18 protein-coding genes and 2 pseudogenes are annotated in these 14,678 nt (G+C 70.9%); 9 read left to right on the forward strand and 11 right to left on the reverse strand.

The features are described from left to right. Positions 1-139: 139 nt before the first annotated feature. From ACTYVM_RS32785 to ACTYVM_RS32800, 4 genes are all read right to left on the reverse strand, one after another. Positions 140-1,429: an Ig-like domain repeat protein gene (locus ACTYVM_RS32785; RefSeq protein WP_445528196.1), complete on the reverse strand. Its 1,290-nt coding sequence runs from the start codon at positions 1,427-1,429 to the stop codon at positions 140-142. A 197-nt stretch (positions 1,430-1,626) separates the two neighbouring features. Next, the gene (locus ACTYVM_RS32790; RefSeq protein ID WP_445529466.1) at positions 1,627-2,028 is read right to left on the reverse strand and encodes a hypothetical protein; all 402 of its coding nucleotides are present in this window, start codon (positions 2,026-2,028) and stop codon (positions 1,627-1,629) included. Positions 2,029-2,061: 33 nt separating this feature from the next. Beyond that, positions 2,062-2,478 carry a transposase gene (locus ACTYVM_RS32795; RefSeq protein WP_445529467.1) on the reverse strand — a complete coding sequence of 139 codons (417 nt, stop codon included), beginning with the start codon at positions 2,476-2,478 and terminating at the stop codon, positions 2,062-2,064. Next, positions 2,475-2,855, reverse strand: coding sequence for a hypothetical protein (locus tag ACTYVM_RS32800; RefSeq protein ID WP_445529468.1), 381 nt, complete (start codon positions 2,853-2,855; stop codon positions 2,475-2,477). Before ACTYVM_RS32800 ends, ACTYVM_RS32795 begins: the two co-directional genes overlap by 4 nt. A gap of 74 nt (positions 2,856-2,929) precedes the next feature. Between ACTYVM_RS32800 and ACTYVM_RS32805 the strand changes: the two are divergent. Next, positions 2,930-3,016, forward strand: a pseudogene (locus ACTYVM_RS32805) (IS5/IS1182 family transposase); the annotation flags it as partial. 82 nt (positions 3,017-3,098) lie between these two features. Here the strand turns inward: ACTYVM_RS32805 and ACTYVM_RS32810 are convergent. Both ACTYVM_RS32810 and ACTYVM_RS32815 read right to left on the reverse strand, forming a co-directional pair. Next, entirely contained in the window at positions 3,099-3,971 is an 873-nt protein-coding gene (locus ACTYVM_RS32810) for an IS3 family transposase (RefSeq protein ID WP_445529469.1), read from the reverse strand. Continuing rightward, complete coding sequence (locus ACTYVM_RS32815; RefSeq protein ID WP_445529470.1) at positions 3,907-4,275, reverse strand: transposase; 369 nt, start codon at positions 4,273-4,275, stop codon at positions 3,907-3,909. Before ACTYVM_RS32815 ends, ACTYVM_RS32810 begins: the two co-directional genes overlap by 65 nt. Before the next feature lie 163 nt (positions 4,276-4,438). Here ACTYVM_RS32815 and ACTYVM_RS32820 point away from each other — a divergent pair, with 163 nt between their 5' ends. The 4 genes from ACTYVM_RS32820 (at position 4,439) to ACTYVM_RS32835 (ending at position 7,452) form a co-directional block, all read left to right on the forward strand. Beyond that, on the forward strand, positions 4,439-4,777 hold the full coding sequence (locus ACTYVM_RS32820) for a hypothetical protein (RefSeq protein WP_445529471.1): 339 nt from the start codon (positions 4,439-4,441) through the stop codon (positions 4,775-4,777). Between the two features lie 236 nt (positions 4,778-5,013). Next, positions 5,014-5,682 (forward strand): DUF4097 family beta strand repeat-containing protein, encoded by a 669-nt coding sequence (locus tag ACTYVM_RS32825; RefSeq protein WP_445529472.1) that lies wholly within the window; start codon positions 5,014-5,016, stop codon positions 5,680-5,682. A 31-nt stretch (positions 5,683-5,713) separates the two neighbouring features. Continuing rightward, positions 5,714-6,679 carry an ATP-binding cassette domain-containing protein gene (locus ACTYVM_RS32830; RefSeq protein ID WP_445529473.1) on the forward strand — a complete coding sequence of 322 codons (966 nt, stop codon included), beginning with the start codon at positions 5,714-5,716 and terminating at the stop codon, positions 6,677-6,679. Next, complete coding sequence (locus ACTYVM_RS32835) at positions 6,676-7,452, forward strand: ABC transporter permease (RefSeq protein ID WP_445529474.1); 777 nt, start codon at positions 6,676-6,678, stop codon at positions 7,450-7,452. Before ACTYVM_RS32830 ends, ACTYVM_RS32835 begins: the two co-directional genes overlap by 4 nt. 117 nt (positions 7,453-7,569) lie before the next feature. Here the strand turns inward: ACTYVM_RS32835 and ACTYVM_RS32840 are convergent, their stop codons facing one another. Beyond that, a complete protein-coding gene (locus ACTYVM_RS32840) occupies positions 7,570-7,761 on the reverse strand; it encodes a hotdog family protein (protein WP_445529475.1) in 192 nt (63 codons plus the stop codon). A 14-nt stretch (positions 7,762-7,775) separates the two neighbouring features. Here ACTYVM_RS32840 and ACTYVM_RS32845 point away from each other — a divergent pair, with 14 nt between their 5' ends. Beyond that, positions 7,776-7,922, forward strand: a complete 147-nt coding sequence (locus ACTYVM_RS32845; RefSeq protein ID WP_445529476.1) for a hypothetical protein — start codon at positions 7,776-7,778, stop codon at positions 7,920-7,922. Positions 7,923-7,993: 71 nt separating this feature from the next. Here the strand turns inward: ACTYVM_RS32845 and ACTYVM_RS32850 are convergent, their stop codons facing one another. From ACTYVM_RS32850 to ACTYVM_RS32860, 3 genes and pseudogenes are all read right to left on the reverse strand, one after another. Next, positions 7,994-9,307: an MFS transporter gene (locus ACTYVM_RS32850; protein WP_445529477.1), complete on the reverse strand. Its 1,314-nt coding sequence runs from the start codon at positions 9,305-9,307 to the stop codon at positions 7,994-7,996. Then, entirely contained in the window at positions 9,304-9,726 is a 423-nt protein-coding gene (locus ACTYVM_RS32855; RefSeq protein WP_445529517.1) for a hypothetical protein, read from the reverse strand. The genes ACTYVM_RS32850 and ACTYVM_RS32855 overlap by 4 nt, the downstream gene beginning before the upstream one ends. 161 nt (positions 9,727-9,887) lie before the next feature. Next, a pseudogene (locus ACTYVM_RS32860) lies at positions 9,888-10,225 on the reverse strand (MMPL family transporter); the annotation flags it as partial. Between the two features lie 268 nt (positions 10,226-10,493). Between ACTYVM_RS32860 and ACTYVM_RS32865 the strand changes: the two are divergent. Next, positions 10,494-11,702, forward strand: a complete 1,209-nt coding sequence (locus ACTYVM_RS32865; RefSeq protein WP_445529478.1) for an NAD(P)/FAD-dependent oxidoreductase — start codon at positions 10,494-10,496, stop codon at positions 11,700-11,702. A gap of 92 nt (positions 11,703-11,794) precedes the next feature. Next, complete coding sequence (locus ACTYVM_RS32870; protein ID WP_445529479.1) at positions 11,795-12,691, forward strand: RNA polymerase sigma-70 factor; 897 nt, start codon at positions 11,795-11,797, stop codon at positions 12,689-12,691. Positions 12,692-12,859: 168 nt separating this feature from the next. Here ACTYVM_RS32870 and ACTYVM_RS32875 read toward each other — a convergent pair whose 3' ends face one another. Continuing rightward, positions 12,860-13,468: a helix-turn-helix domain-containing protein gene (locus tag ACTYVM_RS32875; RefSeq protein WP_445529480.1), complete on the reverse strand. Its 609-nt coding sequence runs from the start codon at positions 13,466-13,468 to the stop codon at positions 12,860-12,862. Positions 13,469-13,608: 140 nt separating this feature from the next. Between ACTYVM_RS32875 and ACTYVM_RS32880 the strand changes: the two genes are divergently transcribed. Beyond that, entirely contained in the window at positions 13,609-14,598 is a 990-nt protein-coding gene (locus ACTYVM_RS32880; protein ID WP_445529481.1) for an alpha/beta fold hydrolase, read from the forward strand. The last annotated feature ends 80 nt before the right edge of the window (positions 14,599-14,678 follow it).

A 14,678-nucleotide genomic window follows, 5' to 3' on the forward strand; every position in this document is an offset into this window, starting at 1 on the left:
TCGAGATGCCGGGAGATGTCGGTGGGAATCGAGAGCACCCGGGAGGGCGTGTCGGTGGGGCGGGACGTGTGGGGCCCCCGGCCGGGTGGGTGGTTCGGCAGGGGCCCGTAGGGGTGTGCCTAATGGTTGTGCTGCGGCGTCACCAGCGCGGGCGCACCGTCAGCGTGAGGGTTTCTGGGTTCCCGCTGTTGCCCTGGTAGACGGTGTCGCCGCTGTAGACGGCCGTGATGGTGTGCATGCCGACGCTCCGGAACGAGGTGATGACCATCGCGGCGGCGCAGTTCCGGCGGAAGGGCCTCAGGGGAGCTGTGCCCAGGGTGGTGTGGTTGGTGGTGTCGGTGAATACCACGGTTCCGGTGGGCCTTGTCCTGGCGCTCCTGGCGGTGGGGCAGACCACATCGCGTAGTTGCACCGTCTTGCCAACTCGTGGGGTCCGGTGCGGGCGCGAGACCAGATCCGTGGTCACGGGCTTGCCCGGGGTGAGGTAGCTGATGGTGATGCCCGCGGCGGCGCTGGTCACCGTGGGGCCGGTGCCGCCGGTGGGGACCAGGGACGAGCCGCCGCCTCCGCCACCCCCGCCGCCGCTCGGAGTGATGAAGGGGTTGATGTTGCCGCCGCCGCCTCCGCCGTAGTAGCCCCCGCCTCCGCCGCCACCGGTCAGGGAGTTGCCCGGGCCGCCGCCGGTGCCGCCGACACCGAGCGTGCCGGGGCCACCGTCGAACACTCCGCCCCCGCCGGTGCCGCCGGTCCCGCCGTGGGTGGACGTGCCCGCCCCGCCGCCGTCTCCTCCGCTGCAGGTCGCGTCCGCGCCTGGCTGACCGGCGTCTCCGCCCGGGCTTCCGGTGCACTGGCCGGCCCAGCCGGCTCCGCCGCCGCCCGCGGCCACGATGAGGCGGGAGTCGGTGGTGGTCAGGGGGGTGGTGCCGGGCTGGGTGCGGACGTCGGAGGCACCGCCGCCTCCTCCGCCGAAGTGGGTACTGCCGCCGCCGTTGAAGCCACCGGCGCACTGCGCGCTGCCGGCGCACGAGCCGTTGGTGGGGGTGCCGCCGACTTCGACGTAGAGGGTCTGCCCGCCGGACAGCCCGGTGAGCGTGCCGGACACCTGGGCGCCCCGGCCGCCGCTCACGCCGTTGTCCTCCACGCCGCCGCCGGCGCCGATCGCCATGACGTCGACCTGCGTGACACCGCTGGGCACGGTGAAGGTTTGCTCGGCGCTGGTGAAGGCGAACGTGCAGGTGGTGGTGGGGCCTGAGACCGTACAGGTGCCCTGCGCGTGGGCGGCCCCGGACAGCGCCACCGGAGCGATGGCGGCGGTACAGAACACGCCGGCCGCCACGGCCAGCGCCCGGCCCCGGGCGGCGGCCGAGCCGGCACGATGCCCGGCACCAGGTCCCGACCGGCGGGCAGCATCCGACAGTGAGAACGTCACGATCCACTCCAGAAGACGGAAGAGGTCCTCTCGGCGGAGGATTTCCTTCCGCCACTGTGGATCACCCGGCCACGGCCACGGCCCGCCTTCGGCCTGACACACCGTCGGTTCACACCAGCGGGTCCCCGGGCACGGCCTTCGGCCCCACCCGAGTCCGAGATCACGATCATGGTCTCGAAGCAAGCACTCGAGTGCTCTCAAAACTCGGCGATCCCGCGCGACTCCGGATCGATGGACAGGGAAGGCGCATCTGACCGCAGGTTGATCTCGCCCCAGTCGCCGAGGATCTGGTAGCCGTCATCGAGTCTGGTCAGGGAGTCAACTGATCCGAAGTCGGCACAGCCGCTCGCGTCGATTGCAGGCTTGATGGCACTCTGGCCCGTCCAGTGCAGGTCACGTACGCGTGAGAAGACGACGGCGGCTGATCGGAAGCAGGCACGTTCCTCCGGCAGCGGGGTCCGGTATTCGGGGTGTGATGGCAAGAGCAGCAGATCGAGCTGGAGGGTCAAGGAACCAGGGTGGATCGCGATGTCCAGTACGTAGCTGTCTTCCAGGCTGACGTTCTCGAACCCCGGGAAGCTCGGGTACTCGTCGTGCATGGCTCACCCCTCGGGCTGACTGCAAGGTGCTGATCATGATCCTGACCAGAGGGAGATGCCAGCGATATGCAGTCCGGCTAGGTAGATGGTCGCGGTCTTCTCATGGCGGGTGGCGATGCCTCGCCACTGCTTGAGTCGGTTGATGCATCGCTCGACGGTGTTGCGCTGCCTGTGGGTCTCCCGGTCGAAGACCGGTGGCCTGCCGCCACGGCTGCCGCCACGGCTGCCGCGACGCAGCCGGTGACCTTGCTGGTCGGCCGGGACGGGGATCACGGCTCGAATGCCGCGCTTGCGCAGGTGCTCGCGGATCGCACGTGAGGAATACGCTTTGTCCGCCAGGACCACGTCGGGCCTGGTCCTGGGCCGTCCACGGCGCCGGGGAACACGCAGCCTAAGGGCTGTCCCGTAACTGCTGGTCATCTCCGACGGGAGACTGCCTGCGGCGGTCATCCGAAGATGAGCTCGACGTCCTTGTCCAAGCAGTACGTCATGACGGTGACCAGTTGACGGGCGTCGTCGACGCGTCGCTGGAGAACGGGGTCGCTGTCCTCGTGTTGGAGCTGATCGATGATCGCCTCCAGCCTGGGCAGCATGGCTGCGCATTGAACGGGCGTGAGAGAGCCGTCATCGTCTGGATGGTCGAGTAGCGGTGCCAGCGTGGTGGAGATGCTGCTCCACGTGTGGTCTCCACCGAATCCGTTCATCTCAGCAAGGGTGAGTCCCTCCGCGTGGGCCAGCCACTCCCTGAACATGTTGAAGCCGGTGTAGGACCAGGAGACGTCCGGGCTGGTCACGTCGCCGTCTCCTGGGAAGAGCATGAGCCCCATCCTGTCCTCCTTGCTTGTCCGGTGCCCAGGATCAGTCGCGGGGAGGCGTGTCGGCAACTGAAATGGTCTGCCGCATGGCTGGTGTGATTACGGCGTCGGAGTCGTCATGGATAGCCCCGTTCACTGGGCTGAGCCCGCGACAGTTCGGCAAGCTGATCACTCCCTCCCAAGGGACACCCACCCAACGCAACCAACTTCATCGGTGAGCTTGTTCCGCTTTGGCAGACACCATCTGTGTGGTGGTCAGGCCGCCGGAGCAGCCTCGTAGTCGGCGGGTGTGCGGTATCCGAGGCTGCTGTGCAGCCGCTGCAAGTTGTACCAGCTTTCGATCCACTCGAATATCGCGGTGCGTGCGGTGGTCCGGCTGGGCCAGGGACGGGCGTCGGTCAGCTCGTTCTTCAAGGTGGCGAAGAAGGACTCAGCCAGCGCGTTGTCCCAGCACTTCCCGGTGCGGCCGACTGAGAGCCGGGCGCCGAACTCCGAGGCAAGCAGGGCGAATTTACGGCTGGTGTACTGGCAGCCGCGATCGGAGTGGAAGATCACCGGATCGGCCGGACGGCGGGTGCGGCAGGCGGCTCGCAGGGCGTCGGCGACCAACTCGGTTCGCAGGTGGTCGGCGGTGGCCCAGCCGACGACACGGCGGGAGGCGATGTCGATGACGGTGGCCAGGTAGAGCCAGCCTTCCTCGGTGGCGATGTAGGTGATGTCACCGCACCAGCGGGTGTCGACCGCAGCCGGGTCGGGCTGGAAGTCGCGAAGGACCAGGTCGGGGCGAGTGGCCGCGTGCGGATCGGGGATCGTGGTGCGGTGCCGGCGTCTGCGGTGCCGGCCGGTCAGTCCGGCCAGGCGCATGAGCCGGGCCACTCTGCGGCGCCCGCATCCGGCGCCCTCGCGCTTGAGAACGGCGTGGACGCGCGGGGCCCCGTAGGTGCCACGGGACTGGGCGTGGACTGCGGTGATCTGCTCGGTCAGCTCGGCGTCCTGCACGGCCCGGGGGCCGGCGGCGCCGCTGCGGCGGGCATAGAAGGCGGCTCGGGAGACCTTCAGCAGCTCACACGCGCGTTTGACGCTGTGACCTGCCTGCTTCTCCGCCTCGATGAACGGGTGCACGCTCACCGGGTCTCCTTGGCGAAGAAAGCCGTGGCCCGCTTGAGGACTCCACGTCCTCACGCAGGCGGCGGTTCTCCGGCCGCAGCTGAGCCAACTCCTCGCGTTCGCTGCTGGTCAGGCCGTCGCGCTTGCCAGCATCGACCTCGGCCTGCTTGACCCAGTCGCGCACCGCGGTCTCGGTCAGATCGAAGTCCTTGGCGACCTGGCCGACCGAGCGGTCACCGCGTCGGCACAGCTCGACGATCTCGGCCTTGAACTCCGGCGTGAACGAGCGGCGAGGACGAGGCTTCTTCCTCCCCATGCTCTCCATGGTGGACATCCTTCCGGGGACTCAACCCCTGATCTCGGATGTCCGCCAAAGCGGCGGCAGTTGCCTGGGCGCCTTGGTGGGGGGTGCGTCCAGCGTGTTGCCCGGCCTGGCCGTCCTGTGTGCGTGTGGCTTCCTGGATGGCCTGGGTCGCAGGGAGTCGGCGGTGCGGGCCGCCGTCCTCGCCGGCATCGGTGTACCGGGCCGGGCCCGGCTCGGGTTGCGTGCCGCGCACGTGCTCCGCGCGGCACGGGCCTCGCCGGCCGAGGTCGCCGCCCCGCTGCTCGCGGTGGTGGCCGACGGTGCGCGCGGGCGGTTGTGCGCGGTGGACCGAGAGCTCATGGCACACACTGCCCGGGGCCTGTTCGAGGACGCGCGCGTGCTGCGGGAGCGGGGCCAGGCGGCTCGCGGGGCGTCGTTGCTGCGGGCGGCTCGCCGGCTGATCCAGCGGGTTGCCGGCGCCGCCTCGCCGGTGCGGGGGCGCACCGCGGAACCGGCGTGGTGACCGCCGGTGCGCCGGGATGGCGAGAAGAGCGTTCACCCTCATTCATTGCAACGTTCGAAGTGCACTTCGTTGCGTTAAATCACAGGCCAGAGCAACGATTTCATCACCTTCACCTGCATAAATGGCGAACATGCGCAACAAGTATATTGCTCGAAACTTGAAAGCAACGTAGCGTTTCCATCGTCAGAAACAGCGGGTGGATGGTGGAGCTCGCAACGAGGAGCAAGGAGAGAACCATGCAGAAGTTCGCTACCCCCGCCCCGGTCTCGACCGTCCTGGACATCCCCGCCGGCCGTATCCAGCTCATCGCCGCCGACCGCGCCGACACCACGGTCGAGGTCCTGCCCGCCGACGCCTCCAAGGGCCGCGACGTGAAGGCCGCCGAGCAGGTTCGGATCGCCTACGACGACGGTGTGCTGCACATCGCGGTCCCCGACACGCACCGCGTCCTCGGGAACTTTGGCTCTGTCGAGGTCACCGTCCAGTTGCCCGCCGGCTCCCGCGTCCAGGCCAGGGCGGCCAGCGGCGAGTTTTGCGCCGTCGGACGCCTCGACGACGTCACCTTCGAGGGCGCCCAGGGCTCGGTCGAGGTGGACGAGGCCGCGAGCGCGCGCCTGACCCTCGCCGCCGGGGACATCACTCTCGGCCGCCTGGACGGCACCGCCCACCTCGCCACCCACAAGGGCGATCTGACGGTCACCGAAGCGGTCGGCGGCACCCTCACCCTGCGCACCGAGCAGGGCGACATCGCCGTCACCACCGCCCGCGGCACCTCCACCGTCCTCGACGCCGGCACCACCTACGGCCGCGTCACCAACAGCCTGCTGGGCACCCAGGGCGCCGATGCCGCCCTCACCGTCCACGCCACCACCGCCCACGGCGACATCACCGCCCGCAGCCTCTGACCGCCTGCGGCCACAAGAAGGAGTACCGCTCATGACGAACCTGGCTGTCGCCGCGCGCGGTGTGCGCAAGTCGTACGGTGACAAGGTGGTTCTCGACGGCATCGACCTGTCCGTGCCCGAGGGAACGATCTTCTCCCTGCTCGGCCCGAACGGCGCGGGCAAGACCACCGCCGTCAAGATCCTCTCCACACTGATCAGCGCCGACCAAGGACAGGCGCAGATCGCCGGCCACGACCTCACGGCCCGGGCACAGGCCGTGCGTGCGGCGATCGGGGTGACCGGCCAGTTCTCCGCCGTGGACGGGCTGATCACGGGGGAGGAGAACATGCTCCTGATGGCCGACCTGCACCACCTGTCCAAGCGCGAGGGCCGTCGGGTCACCGCCGAACTGCTGGAACGCTTCGACCTGGTGGAGGCCTCGAAGAAGCCCGCCTCGACCTACTCCGGCGGCATGAAGCGCCGCCTCGACATCGCCATGACCCTGGTCGGCGGCCCCAGGATCATCTTCCTGGACGAGCCGACCACCGGCCTCGACCCGCGCTCGCGCCACAACATGTGGCAGATCATCCGCGAACTTGTCACCGGCGGCGTCACGGTCTTCTTGACCACGCAGTACCTTCAGGAGGCCGACGAACTCGCCGACCGGATCGCGGTGCTGAACAACGGAAAGATCGCCGCGCAGGGCACGGCCGACGAACTCAAGCGGCTGATCCCGGGCGGACACGTGCGGCTGCGGTTCGCCGACCCGGCCGCCTACCAAAGCGCCGCCTCGGCCCTGGACACCGCCACCCGCGACGACGACGCCCTCTCGCTCCAGGTCCCCAGCGACGGCAGCCAGCGCGCGCTGCGCTTTGTTCTGGACCGGCTCGACCTCGCCGGCGTCGAAGCCGACGAACTCACCGTGCACACCCCCGACCTCGACGACGTCTTCTTCGCCCTCACCGACGCCCCCGCCCGGCCCGCCCGTACCGACCAGCCGATGGAGGCTGCGCGATGAGCTCCCTCTCCCTCGCCGTCCGTGACTCGTCCACCATGCTGCGCCGCAACCTCCTGCACGCGCGGCGCTACCCCTCGCTCACCCTGAACCTGCTGCTCACGCCGGTCATGCTGCTCCTGCTGTTCGTCTACATCTTCGGCGGAGCCATCAGTGGCGGCGCGGGCCGCGACACCTACATCGCCTACATCGTCCCCGGCATCCTGCTCATGACGATCGGCTCGACCACGATCGGCACCGCGGTCTCCGTCTCCGGCGACATGGCGGAGGGCATCATCGCCCGCTTTCGCACCATGGCCATCCACCGCGCCTGCGTCCTCATCGGGCACGTCGTCGGCAGCGTCCTGCAGGCGATCATCAGCGTGGTCCTCGTCGGCGCGGTCGGTGTCGCGATGGGCTTCCGCTCCTCGGGCGCGGGCGTTGTGGAGTGGCTCGCCGCCTTCGGTCTGCTGGTCCTCTTCGCTCTGGCGCTCACCTGGATCGCTGTCGGCATGGGCCTGGTCAGCCCGAACGCGGAGGCGGCCAGCAACAACGCGATGCCGCTGATCCTGCTGCCCATGATCTCCAGCGCGTTCGTGCCGCTCGACTCGATGCCGGGCTGGTTCCAGCCCATCGCCGAGTACCAGCCGTTCACTCCCGCCATCGAGACCCTGCGCGGACTCCTGCTGGGCACCGACATCGGCCACAACGGCTGGCTCGCCGTCGGCTGGAGCCTCGGCCTCGCGGCTCTCGGCTACTTCTGGTCGGCCTCGACGTTCAACAAGGACCCGAAGTAACCACCGCGACAGCGCGGGCCCCGGCCCGCGGCTGTCCATGGACAGGGCGGCGTACCCCGACCTCACGTCGGAGTACGCCGCCCTGTCCGTGCGTGTCGGGCGACCGCGCGACTTGTCTCAGTCCACGCGTCCCGTCAGCGTCGAGGAGAAGACGTTGTGCCCGTCCTGGCGCCCGACGACCTCCACCGTCACCGTGCTGCCGCTCTCGAAGGCCACCCGTTCGACGTCGATCCAGCAGGGGCGGTCGAGTCCGACGTAGCGCCAGAAGCTGTTGGAGGCACTCACCGGGGTGAACGACTGCGGGCCCACGAGGGAGCAGGCGAGTGGGGGGACAGGCCGGCGTCGCCGCCTGCCGCCGGTGCCCCGCCGTCGCCACCCGCCATCACACCGACGGCGAACTGTCCACGCTGGTGGCCGACCCGGCCACCAGCGTGGGCGACATCGACGCCCACTTCGCCCGCAGCTCCTGAGATCGTGCGGTAGGCGACCGGGCGTCACGCCCCACCCTGGACCCGTCCCACGGCAACCGCCACAGGACGGGTCACCGCGTGGCCGCCGCGGCCGTCGTCCGCTCGCCCGCTGCCGTCTGCGGGGCCAACGCGACAGGCCGGCCCGTCGTCAGGGCACGTACCTGCCGGCTGCACAGGGCCCCCGCCGTCGCGAGGACGACCAGCACGGCGCCCGCGAGGAGCGTGGCGCGCACTCCGAAGTGCGCGGCGACCGGGCCCGCGGTCATCTCGCCCAGCGGCAAGGCCACGAACGAGCCGAGCGCGTCGTAGGAGTACACCCGCGCCAGCCGGTCCGCCGGGATGTTCTCCTGCAGCGACACGTCCCAGGCCACGCCGAACTGTTCGAGGGCGACGCCGTTCGCGAACATCGCGACGCCCAGCAGCAGGGCGCCCGGTGCCTCGGCGAGCACCACCAGGGGAAGCGACTCGACCGCCACCAGCGCGACGCCGATGAGCAGCGCGTGCCGGGCCCGGGAGCGAGCGGCGAGGACACCGCCGGCGACCGCCCCCGCCATCTGCGCGGCCAGCACCGCGCCCCACACACCGCGCCCGAACGTGGCGTCGGCGACGATCGGCCCGAGCACCTGCACACCGCCCGCGATGACCGCGTTGACCACCATGAACTGCGCCACCACGATCCACACCCAGCGGCGGGCGGTGAACTCCTGCCAGCCCTCCCGCAGTTCACGCAGCGGGCGGGTCCGCTCAGCCGGGGCGGCAGGCCTCTCGTCCTTCGGCTTCACGCCGAAGAAGCACACCGCGGCCCCGACGAACGCCACCGCATTGCCCAAAAGTCCCCAGCCGGGGCCGAACACCGCGGCGACGACGCCCGCGAGCGACGATCCGGCGATCGCACCGAGGTTGGTGCCCATACGCATCACCGCGTTGGCCGGACGGATCAGATCGCCCGGCACGGTCTGCGGGGTGAGCGCGGCGGAGGCGGGCAGGGACAGGGCGGCGAGCGCGCCGTTGAGGACGCTGAGCAGCACGAGCAGCGGGATGGACGTGGCGTCCAGGAGCACGCTCAGGGCGATGGCCGCCTGGACCGCCGACGCGCCGAGCGCCGAACCCTGCAGGACGAGGGTGCGTCGCACCCGGTCCGCCACCACCCCGCCGAGCAGCAGCAGAGCCACGTTCGCCAGCGAACGCGCCCCCACCACGATGCCCAGGTCGGTGGCCCGTCCCGTGGCGTCGAGGACGGCGAACGCCAGCGCGACCGGGGCCATCGCGTTGGCGAAGTACACCAGCAGACGTCCGGCCGCCAGGTGCCGGAACGGCCGGTGCCTCAGAGGCGCCCAGGAGCGCCCGCCGGCCGGGGTATCCGTCGCGCTGTCCGTGATGTTCATACTGTCGTGCGCTCCATTCCGGCCGCTGCCAACGAGGCGTTGGTGTCCGTGCGTGTGCCCGTGTCCGGTGCCGGGCGCACCGTGACGTGCACCCGCGCCGCCGTGATCCCGAGATCCTGCACCGTGTACGGGCAGAAGGAGTACGCCTGCGGGGTCGCGCCCGGTGCCACCCGGACCGTGAACGGGGCGTGCACCCGCTCTCCCGGCGCCGTCGCCTCCACGCGCCGCAGCACGGGGCCGACCTTAGCGTCCAGGTAGACCGGTAGCACAGTGCCCAGATTGACCGTTCCGGCCCGTCGCGCGACCGTCTCGACCACCAGGTCCAGCGTGCCGCTGGCGGCGATGCCGTCCGGCGCCTTCACCCGCAGACCGGTCGCGTCCGCAAGGGAGTTGGCCACGTCGCCGCGGCGGGCGCACACCACTGCACGGTGTCGGTGACCGCCGGCACCCGTCCCCGCCGCCGTAGGCCCGCAGACCGCGCCCGCAGGCGCACCGCGCGTCGAGCTCGTACGGCGGATCGGCGACGCTGCGCACCGAGGCAGGTCGGGAACTGACGCGCCGGGCCGTCGCGGTGCTTGGCGTAGTCCATGGCGAGGCCGAAGACCACACCGATCATGAAGATCGGCATCGTCGTCATGATCGGACCGGGCTGCTCGATACCGAAGACGTCGGCACCCCGGCCCAGTTGGAACACCGCGACCATCGCGCCAGCGCCGCGCTGACCGAGAGCAGGAATCCGAGGGCGGCCCTGAGCGGCACCAGGATCGAGCGGAACACCAGGAGCAGCAGCAGCAGGAAGGCCAGGCCGGCGACCAGCCCCAGGAAGGGCAGCAGTGCGTCGGACAGGGTGCGGGAGAAGTCGATGAACAGCACGGTCCGGCCGGTCACCAGGATCTCGGTGGCACCCGCTGACGCCTCCAGCGTGGCGTGCTACCAGCTGATGGTCGACGACGCCCGCCACCGCGACGTCCTGGCCGCCGAACGCGAAAGCGAGCCCGCATCCGAAGCGAGAAGGGCACCCTCTGGGGCGGACCCCACTCTCACAACAGCAGCCCGACCCGACCGGGCGAACCAATGCGGCCCCAGCTCCGGTCGAGCCCCAGTGAAGTGATCCGGATCACACCCTGTCACAGCGGCCGATGGCGCGGTGTCTTGAGGCCGAACACGTGGAAACGGAGGAGGCAGAATGACCGGGAACACGCATGTGGTGGTGATCGGTGGCGGATACGCGGGCGTGATGGCCGCGAACCGGCTGACACTGCGCGACGACGTGACCGTGACACTGATCAACCCGCGCCCGGACTTTGTCCACCGGGTCCGCCTGCACCAACTGGTGGGCGGGTCCGACGACGCAGTCATCGCCTACCAGGACGTCCTGGCCGAGGGCGTCCGGCTGGTGGTCGACACCGTGACCCGGATCGCCGCGGCCGAGCGCAGCGTGACGTTGGCGACCGACGGCACGCTCGACTACGACTACCTGATCTACGCCGTGGGCAGCGGCAGCGCCGAACCGAGCGTGCCGGGCGCGGCCGAGTTCGCCTACCCGATCGCCTCCCTGGAAGCGGCACAGCGGCTGCGCCCGGTCCTCGACGCCGCTCCCGCGACGGCCCCGGTGACGGTCGTCGGCGCCGGTCCCACCGGCATCGAGACCGCCGCCGAGCTGGCGGAACAGGGCCGCCGGGTGACCCTGGTCTGCGGCGGCGTTCTCGGCCCGTACCTGCACACCCGGGGCCGGCGCTCGGTCGCCCAGCGGCTGACCGAGCTCAAAGTGACGCTCATCGACGGCCCCCACGCGAAGGTGACAGCGGTGACCCGCGACACCGTGCGGCTCGCCGACGGCCGTGAGCTGCCGAGCGAGGTCACCGTCTGGACCGCCGGCTTCGGCGTTCCGGACCTGGCCGCCCGCAGCGGGCTGAGCACCGACGCCGTGGGCCGCCTGCTCACGGACGAGACGCTGACGAGCGTGGACGACGCGCACATCGTCGCGGCCGGGGACTCGGCCGCACCGACCGGCCTGCCACTGCGGATGAGCTGCCTGAACGCGATCCCGCTGGGCGCGCGGGCCGCCGACACCGTGCTCAGCCGACTCGCGGGTGAGCAGCCGGACAACCTCCACCAGTCGTTCTCCGCCCAGTGCGTCAGCCTGGGCCGCAGCGCGGGCATCTTCCAGTTCGCCAACAGGTCCGACGTCGCGGTGTGGCTGCACATCGACGACGGCCTGGGCGCCAGGATCAAGGAAACGGTCTGCAAGGGCATCCCCAAGCACCTGTCCGACGAGGCGCACAAGCCCGGTTCGTACAGCCTGCACCGCGTTCCGGGAGGGGCCGGCAAGCGCCGGCAACTGCTGCGTGCCCACCGCGCCGAGGTACCTGCCGTCGCCGACCGGGCAACCTGACCGCCGGGTGCCGCCAGGATCTTGCCGTGGACGCACGCGAACGCGGTCGGCCGCCAGGGCCGACCGCGAAGGACGAGGAAGAGGGACGAGAGATGAGCGACGACGCCACCGACCCGGCGACCGAGGCGTTCCTCGCCCACCGCAACCTGCTCTTCACCGTCGCCTACGAGATACTCGGATCGGCGGCCGACGCCGAAGACGTCCTCCAGGAGACCTGGCTGCGATGGGTTAAGGCCGACCAGGGTCAGGTACGCGACCAGCGCGCCTACCTGGTCCGGATCACCACCCGCCAGGCACTCAACCGGCTGCGCACCATGAAGCGCCGCCGGGAGGCATACGTCGGCACCTGGCTGCCCGAGCCGCTGCTCACCGCGCCGGACGTGGCCGAGGACGTCGAACTCGCCGAGAGCGTGTCGATGGCGCTGATGCTCGTCCTCGAGACGCTGTCACCGACCGAGCGCGCCGTCTTCGTGCTGCGCGAGGTCTTCGATATCGGCTACGACGAGATCGCGGCCGCCGTCGACAAGAGCCCCGCGGCCGTCCGCCAGATCGCCCACCGCGCCCGCCGACACGTCGAATCCCGCCGCCCCCGCCGGCCGGTCTCCGCGAACCAGAGCCAGGCGGTCCTGAAGTCGTTCCAGCACGCGCTCGAAACCGGGGACCCGCAGGCCCTCCTCGAGGTGCTCGCCCCCGAGGTCGTCCTGATGAGCGACGGCGGCGGCATCAAACACGCCGCGCTGCGGCCGGTCACCGGCGCCGAGAAGGTGGCCCGCATGTTCGCCGGCGGCATCGGCAAGCTCAAAGGCACGCTCACCACCGAACCGACCGTGGTCAACGGCAACCCGGCACTCCTCGTCCGCCTGGACGGCGAGATCGACGGCGTCATGGCGATCCACATCGAGGACGCCCGCGTCACCAGCCTCTACTACGTCCGCAACCCGGAGAAACTGTCCCACGTCGCATCCACGACCCCGCTCACCCTGCGCTGAACACCACCGATCCCCGACACGCGAACGTCAAGCAGCGAGTTCGGTCCTGTTGCATGCGGGCTCTGCTGCAGGAGATTTCGGGGTGGTCGACGTCAAGGACACCGACGGCTGGGTGGTCACCGGTCACCACTGTCGCCGGGGGGATGGTCCCGGACGCTGTGCTCCGCACTACCGGACCCCGCGGCCGGGGGCTGGGGCGCGCGGTCGTAGGCGCTCTCCCTGCGGCCCGAACATGATCAGGTACTCGACCGGGCCGCCGGGTCCGGCGTTGGTGACTCCATGGGCGGTACGGGTGTCGAACTCGGCCACCTCCCCGGCGCTCAGGACGAGGTCCTGCTCCCCGAGCGCCAGCCACAGCCGCCCGTACAGGACGCACAGCCATTCGTACCCGTCGTGGGAGACCTGCCGCGGCCGCGTCGGCGGCGCGCCGACGGCGGGCAGGACGTGCTTGTGGGCGTGCAGGCCCCCCACGTACCGGGTCAGCGGCAGCACCGCCTTGTCGCCGGGACGCTGCAACATCGGGGTGCGCGGTCCGGCCGCGGCGACGGGCGCGGTGCCGGCCAGCTCGTCCAGGGAGATGCCGTACGCCTTCGCGAGGTGCAGCAGCACCTCCAGGGTCGGCTTGCGCCTGCCGGTCTCGATCCGCGACAGCGTGCTCAGCGAGATCCCGGTCGCACGGCTGACACCGGTGAGCGTGGCGCCGCGCTGCTCGCGCGCGGCCCGCAGCCGGGGGCCCATGGCCGCCAGCGTGTCAGCTACGCCGTCGTCCGTCACCATCACCGCGCTCCCTCCGGCCGTGCCGCTTCCACCACCCTGACCTGCCAGTTTGCCAGCATGGCAAGAGTACTCGCGTCGGGTGGCCACAGCACCACATGATCGGTGGACAACCGCGGCCACCCGTGAACCAAGGAGAAGCCATGCACCAGTCCGCGCCGTTTGCCGGCCTGAGCCACCGCACCATCGAGGCACCCGCCGGGCGCCTGCACCTGGTCGAGCAGGGCACCGGACCGCTGGTCCTGCTCGTCCACGGCTTCCCCGAGTCCTGGTACTCCTGGCGCCGCCAGCTCCCGGCCCTCGCGGCGGCGGGGTACCGGGCCGCGGCGCTCGACGTGCGCGGCTACGGCCGCTCCTCCAAACCGGCCGCGACGGACGCCTACCGGATGCTCGACCTGGTGGAGGACAACGTCGCCCTGGTGCGCGCCCTGGGCGAGGAGAAGGCGGTGGTCGTCGGGCACGACTGGGGCTCCAACATCGCGGCGGCCTCCGCCCTGCTCCACCCCGAGGTCTTCCGCGCCGTCGGACTGCTGAGCGTCCCCTACGCGCCGCCCGGCGGCCCCCGCCCCACCGACGTCTTCGCGCAGATGGGCGGCGACGAGGAGTTCTACGTCTCCTACTTCCAGGAGCCCGGCCGGGCCGAAGCGGAGATGGAGCCCGACGTCCGGGGCTGGCTCGCGGGCTTCTACGCGGCCCTGTCCGCCGACACCATGCCCGCCCAGGGCGAGCCCGACCCGCACTTCGTGTCCCGCACCGGCGGCCGGCTGCGTGACCGCTTCCCCGGCGGCAAGCTGCCCACCTGGCTGACCGAGGACGACCTCGACGTGTACGCCGGGGAGTTCGAGCGCACCGGCATGACCGGCGCCCTCAACCGCTACCGCACCATGGACCGCGACTGGGAGGACCTCGCCCAGTACCGCGGCGCCCCCATCAAGCAGCCGTCCCTGTTCATCGGCGGCGCCCTGGATGCCTCCACGACCTGGATGGCCGACGCGATCGACGCCTACCCAGCCACCCTCCCCGGCCTGACCTCCACCCACATCCTGGACGGCTGCGGGCACTGGATCCAGCAGGAGCGCCCCGAGGAGGTCAACCGCCTGCTGACCGCCTGGCTCGCCTCCCTCCAGGGCTGAATCACCGGCCGTGCCCGCCGTCACCGCGCCTGCTCCGGGCGGCCCGCCGGCCGCCCCGCGGCGGAGGCGGATGACGCTGC

The sequence above is a fragment of the Streptomyces cyslabdanicus genome (assembly GCF_052663305.1).

What these genes read in the sequence shown, in the direction of transcription:
- ACTYVM_RS32790 (WP_445529466.1), bottom strand. Translation starts at nt 2,028, where the DNA reads ATGCACGACGAGTACCCGAGCTTCCCGGGGTTCGAGAACGTCAGCCTG.
- ACTYVM_RS32795 (WP_445529467.1), bottom strand. Translation starts at nt 2,478, where the DNA reads ATGACCGCCGCAGGCAGTCTCCCGTCGGAGATGACCAGCAGTTACGGG.
- ACTYVM_RS32800 (WP_445529468.1), bottom strand. Translation starts at nt 2,855, where the DNA reads ATGGGGCTCATGCTCTTCCCAGGAGACGGCGACGTGACCAGCCCGGAC.
- ACTYVM_RS32815 (WP_445529470.1), bottom strand. Translation starts at nt 4,275, where the DNA reads ATGGAGAGCATGGGGAGGAAGAAGCCTCGTCCTCGCCGCTCGTTCACG.
- ACTYVM_RS32825 (WP_445529472.1), top strand. Translation starts at nt 5,014, where the DNA reads ATGCAGAAGTTCGCTACCCCCGCCCCGGTCTCGACCGTCCTGGACATC.
- ACTYVM_RS32830 (WP_445529473.1), top strand. Translation starts at nt 5,714, where the DNA reads ATGACGAACCTGGCTGTCGCCGCGCGCGGTGTGCGCAAGTCGTACGGT.
- ACTYVM_RS32835 (WP_445529474.1), top strand. Translation starts at nt 6,676, where the DNA reads ATGAGCTCCCTCTCCCTCGCCGTCCGTGACTCGTCCACCATGCTGCGC.
- ACTYVM_RS32850 (WP_445529477.1), bottom strand. Translation starts at nt 9,307, where the DNA reads ATGAACATCACGGACAGCGCGACGGATACCCCGGCCGGCGGGCGCTCC.
- ACTYVM_RS32865 (WP_445529478.1), top strand. Translation starts at nt 10,494, where the DNA reads ATGACCGGGAACACGCATGTGGTGGTGATCGGTGGCGGATACGCGGGC.
- ACTYVM_RS32870 (WP_445529479.1), top strand. Translation starts at nt 11,795, where the DNA reads ATGAGCGACGACGCCACCGACCCGGCGACCGAGGCGTTCCTCGCCCAC.
- ACTYVM_RS32875 (WP_445529480.1), bottom strand. Translation starts at nt 13,468, where the DNA reads ATGGTGACGGACGACGGCGTAGCTGACACGCTGGCGGCCATGGGCCCC.
- ACTYVM_RS32880 (WP_445529481.1), top strand. Translation starts at nt 13,609, where the DNA reads ATGCACCAGTCCGCGCCGTTTGCCGGCCTGAGCCACCGCACCATCGAG.